The sequence below is a fragment of the Yoonia sp. genome (assembly GCF_036007805.1).
In the GTDB taxonomy this organism is placed as follows: Bacteria; Pseudomonadota; Alphaproteobacteria; order Rhodobacterales; family Rhodobacteraceae; genus Yoonia.
In genome coordinates this window covers 1-3,939 of record NZ_DASYOK010000127.1, presented here as the reverse complement: position 1 = coordinate 3,939, position 3,939 = coordinate 1, and the positions used below count along the sequence as shown (strand labels likewise).

Below are 3,939 nucleotides of genomic sequence, written 5' to 3'. Positions count from 1 at the left end.
CATCCGGATATGCGACCAGAGGCGATCAAGCGGATCACGGATCAGATAGAGAAACTTGGTATTGGGTGAAAGGTCACGCATCCGCGCAAGTTCTTCATCACTCAGCGTGGCATAATTCGGCGTGATGTCACCCACCACCCTAGCCGCGTCACGCCCGCTCCCAAGCCACGCAGCATAGGCGCTGTCTGCCTTGCGATCACCCTCAAGGACTGTGATCAGCGCCTGCATATCCTTGATGCGGCGATCCATATTCTCGACCTGCCAACGACGGCCCTCTGCATCGGCTTGCACCTTGGCAGCGCGCATTTCACGCAGACGGACGCGAAAGGCCACCAACTGTTTTTCACAGCGTTCCGCGTCGAACGTATCCCAATAATGTGCTTCTTTCACCGCAGGCATGGCGCACTCGGGGTGATCATGCAGATAGCGATAAAGCCATGTCGTGCCCGCCTTCGTGGCACCGACGCAGAAAAGAAGGGTTGGCGCGGCCATCAGCCTGCTTTCTCTGCTTTCTTTTCGTCGCCCGGCAGGATGTATTCAGCCCCCTCCCAAGGTGACATGAAATCGAACTGGCGGTATTCCTGCACAAGGCTGACGGGTTCATAAACCACGCGCTTTTGCACTTCGTCATAGCGCACTTCGGTATAGCCGGTTGTCGGGAAATCCTTGCGCAACGGATGGCCGCGGAAACCGTAATCCGTCAGGATGCGGCGCAGATCGGGGTGCCCCGAGAAAAGGATACCGAACATATCGAAGACTTCGCGCTCGAACCAGTTGGCCGACGGATGCACCGAAATGATCGAGGGCATCATATCCTCTTCGCGGATCTGCACGCGCAGGCGAATGCGGTGGTTCTGATACATGCTCAGGAAATGGTAGATCACGTCAAAGCGCTTGGCGCGGCTGGGGTAGTCTACGGCCGTAATATCCACAAGCGAGGAAAACTTGCAGGCGCCGTCCATCTTGAGAAACTCGACAAAGGCCACCAGCGCCGAGGGTGCGACAGTTACGGTCAGTTCGTCATGGGCGACTTCCCAAGACAGCACGCAGTCGCGGCGCTTCATCTCAAGATGGGTGCCAAGTTCCTGCAGGGCTTCAGTCATTTTCTCTTCCTTTCGCCGCGTTCAACGGACGACGTTTTCACCCGTGCGGCCTAGCGCACGATAGTACCGGTGCGGCGCATTTTGCGCTGCAATTGCAGGATACCGTAAAGCAGCGCCTCGGCCGTGGGCGGACAGCCCGGCACGTAAATATCAACAGGCACGATGCGGTCACAGCCACGCACTACGGAATAGCTGTAGTGGTAGTAGCCGCCGCCATTCGCACAGGACCCCATCGAGATCACATAGCGCGGCTCTGGCATCTGATCGTAAACCTTGCGCAGCGCAGGGGCCATTTTGTTGGTCAGCGTACCGGCCACGATCATCAGATCGGACTGGCGCGGGGATGCGCGCGGGGCCGTGCCAAACCGCTCAAGGTCATAGCGCGGCATCGAGGTGTGCATCATTTCCACTGCACAGCAGGCCAAACCAAAGGTCATCCAGTGCAAGCTACCGGTGCGCGCCCAGTTAATGATGTCCGCGGTTGAGGTCACAAGGAATCCCTTGTCCTGCAACTCGGAATTAATCAGCTGCGCGCCGTGTTCTTTGTCGGCACCTACCGCAGTTCCAGTCATCACTCCCATTCGAGCGCCCCTTTCTTCCATTCGTAGGCAAAGCCAATCGTGAGCACACCCAGAAACACCATCATCGACCAAAACGCCGTCATGCTAATGTCTTGGAAGGCCACGGCCCAAGGGAAAAGGAACGCGACTTCAAGGTCAAAGATGATGAACAGGATCGCGACCAGATAAAAGCGGACATCGAACTTCATCCGCGCATCATCGAATGCGTTAAATCCACATTCGTAGGCGGACACTTTTTCTGGGTCAGGGTTGCGCACCGCAACAATGGCCGCAGCAATGATCAGGATCAGTCCCAGCGCAATGGCGAGCCCCAGAAAGATCATGATCGGCAGGTATTCAGAGAGCATTTCCTGCAAGGTGTGTTCCTTTCGGCAGGGCGCGCATGACACGCGCCGTCTGTTGGCTGCGTTGTGCATACCGTTGCCACCACAAAGGGTCAACCGAGCGGAAGGTCACACCACAGCAATTTGAAAGGATTTATTTCGCGCGATTGGCCACAGGATGGCGTGGCGACAGCAAAGCGCCTGCAACAGAGAGCAGTGACACATTATGCGCCAAACCATTCGCCCGCGTTTCCTGCCCGAGGATGATATCGGTCATTTCGGTCAGGTTATCGGCCTGCTGATCGGTCAGCCAGAAGATCGCGTGCATTCCGACAGTGAAATCACCCGGCATATCCGTCACCTCGACACAGCAGCCATTCCCCTCGGACGTAAAGCTCTGCGAAGTCACCGTGACAGACCCGTTCGGCAGCACGATCATCACATCATGGCGCGCATCCGTTGATGTCAGCACCTTGGCGTCGACCTTCACAATCATTGGCTGGTCGGGGTTTTGGGGGTCAGCGGCATGGGGGGCCGCAACGGCCACATCAAAGAACCCGTTGTCATCCGCAGGACCGGTCAGGATTCGTCCACGGCGGGTTTGCGGCTGCAATGCGCACTGGCGGCGTGCCACCGAAGCGGAACAGGGCAGCGCGAGTTTTGTTTTCAGGCGAATCCGCCAGACAGGTCCCGCATAGGCCAGCAGATTGAAGAGAATCTGCAAAAGCGCCATCACCACGCCCATTGCTGCAACAGAGAGGCACACCAGAATAACAAGGGCGGCTGACTGGTGCGCGGCAGGGGCCCAGCCTGCAACGATCTTGATCAACGGCATCACGACGATCAGCGCCGTCACCGACAATGACAAAGCGATCGTCTCAAGCGTGACATTGGGGAAAAGGACGACATGACCGACAACCAGCAACGCAACCGACAAGGACGCAAGTGTCGCGCGCTCGGGGGTCAAAGCGGCGGGATCAAAGAACGCCACGCCCAGCATCACAAGCACAGGAATTGCGACCGCCAGCGCGATCAAGCGGCGCAAACGCATCATGCGGTACATCATCTGTTCGGCTGTGGGCCATTCAAATTGCATGTCACTCTCCTACTCCACAGGTAGAATGCCCTGCGAAATCGGTCAGAAGTGAGACACAATTCTGACGATTATGACGCCGAAGTGACGGTCCAATCGGGTTTTCGCCGCTCAAAAAAGGCAGAAATGCCTTCTTTCGCTGAATGGCCCTCCCACTGGGCGATCAACGCGTCGATGGACCGCGCAATCACCGATTCGTCGATGACGGGGCCCAATGTGCGCGCAAAGGCTTTGGCCGCAGCAACGGCATCAGGCGCACATTGCAGATAAGGGGCCACTTCCGCCTCGATCGCCTGATCCAGCGCAGCTGCGGGGACAGCTTTGGCGACAACACCCAGATCAACAGCTTCGGCAGCGTCAAAAAGCCTGCCTGACATGAACACCCGCCGCGCCATTGCCTCACCCATCCGCGCCAGAACATAAGGCCCGATGGTCGCGGGGATCAGCCCCAGTTTGGTCTCGGTCAGCCCGAATTTGGCGTGATCCGCCGCAATCGCGATATCGCAGACACAGGCCATCCCGACACCGCCGCCAAAGGCGTTGCCCTGCACCCGCCCGATGACCGGTTGTGGCAAGGTGTTGATCGCCCCCAGCATCTGCGCCAGAGACTGTGCTGCCACCCGTTTTGCGGCGGCATCCCCTGCCATCTGGTCCTGCATCCAGCCCAGATCACCACCTGCGCAGAAGGATGCACCCTGCCCTGTCAGGACAACAACGCGGATCGCAGGGTTCGCCGCAATCTTGGCGGCCACTGCCGTCAAATCATCAATCAGCGCCTGCGACAGCGCATTGTGCTTTTCAGGCCGCGCAAGGGCCAGCGTCGCGACACCGCGCGCATC

At 58.2% G+C, this 3,939-nt stretch carries 6 protein-coding genes; all 6 read right to left on the bottom strand.

Annotated features, from left to right (window positions below; genetic code table 11):
• Nucleotides 1-492 (bottom strand): sulfotransferase (locus VGP75_RS07095; RefSeq protein WP_327542986.1); only part of this gene is annotated, 492 nt, incomplete at its 3' end.
• Complete coding sequence (locus tag VGP75_RS07090; protein ID WP_327542985.1) at nt 492-1,103, bottom strand: NADH-quinone oxidoreductase subunit C; 612 nt, start codon at nt 1,101-1,103, stop codon at nt 492-494. The genes VGP75_RS07095 and VGP75_RS07090, both read right to left, overlap by 1 nt.
• A 50-nt stretch (nt 1,104-1,153) precedes the next feature.
• Nucleotides 1,154-1,684 carry a NuoB/complex I 20 kDa subunit family protein gene (locus tag VGP75_RS07085; RefSeq protein ID WP_055293137.1) on the bottom strand — a complete coding sequence of 177 codons (531 nt, stop codon included), beginning with the start codon at nt 1,682-1,684 and terminating at the stop codon, nt 1,154-1,156.
• Nucleotides 1,675-2,040, bottom strand: a complete 366-nt coding sequence (locus VGP75_RS07080; protein ID WP_327542984.1) for an NADH-quinone oxidoreductase subunit A — start codon at nt 2,038-2,040, stop codon at nt 1,675-1,677. Before VGP75_RS07080 ends, VGP75_RS07085 begins: the two co-directional genes overlap by 10 nt.
• A gap of 121 nt (nt 2,041-2,161) precedes the next feature.
• Entirely contained in the window at nt 2,162-3,103 is a 942-nt protein-coding gene (locus VGP75_RS07075; protein ID WP_327542983.1) for a hypothetical protein, read from the bottom strand.
• A 68-nt stretch (nt 3,104-3,171) separates the two neighbouring features.
• Nucleotides 3,172-3,939 (bottom strand): crotonase/enoyl-CoA hydratase family protein (locus tag VGP75_RS07070; protein WP_327542982.1); only part of this gene is annotated, 768 nt, incomplete at its 5' end.